This window comes from Spirosoma flavum (assembly GCF_042686045.1).
GTDB lineage: Bacteria > Bacteroidota > Bacteroidia > Cytophagales > Spirosomataceae > Spirosoma > Spirosoma flavum.
Window position 1 is genome coordinate 1 of record NZ_JBHUOM010000046.1, and the last position, 789, is coordinate 789.

1 protein-coding gene is annotated in these 789 nt (G+C 44.4%); it reads left to right on the forward strand.

Annotation, left to right across the window (positions count from 1 at the left end; translation table 11 throughout):
* Positions 1–306: 306 nt before the first annotated feature.
* Positions 307–789 (forward strand): WG repeat-containing protein (locus tag ACFS25_RS29025; RefSeq protein WP_381508299.1); only part of this gene is annotated, 483 nt, incomplete at its 3' end.

Here is a 789-nt window from a genome sequence, read left to right on the forward strand (position 1 = left end):
TGACGACAGAGGCCAGCCACTTCTTTTTTTGGTTATGTCTAAAAGTCTCACAAATCGCTCCTAAGAGAGACAAATATAGATTTGTGTATTAGTTAGCTTCTCGAATCGGGCGATTATTAATATGAACAAAGTAGGAGGCAACAACTGAGTTATTCCCCTATCAAGATAATTTGTAAATGCATCCATCAGCCCATTACGTTGATTCCAAACGAATCTCCAGGCTATATTTACCAACTTAACTTTATGAAATCTAGAACGGCACGACATCTAAGAAGAATAGTCAGTCTCTTTGTTTAATCGACGTGTATGCGCCAAAATTACTTCAGAAGTACCTGGCGTAATTTAGCTAGGCAGAAGGATGGGTCAAACCAACGTCTAACTCCCCTTGCTACTTTTCGAAACCTCATACTTCTTTCCCTACTCTTGCCATCGGCCAGAACATTCGCCCAGACAAACACCTCACCAAATGAGTCCTGGCTGACCGAATACGATGAATGCCAAGACTATGGCGAGGTTTATGTGGTCAAAAAGATTACTAAGCCGTGCCGTTCCTACCAAACCTTCCTGACCGACAAAAACGGACGTAAACTAACCCCAGCCTACCGCGACATTGGGGATTTCGAAGAAGGACTGGCCGAGTTTGTCCCGATGCAACTTAATCAGCAAGGGCATGGACTACACGGATTTATCGATAAACAAGGGAAGGTCATCGTCGAACCTAACTACATTTCCACCGATCGGTTCCGCCAGGGCAAAACCTGGGTCATTTACCCCGCTGACACCCATTAT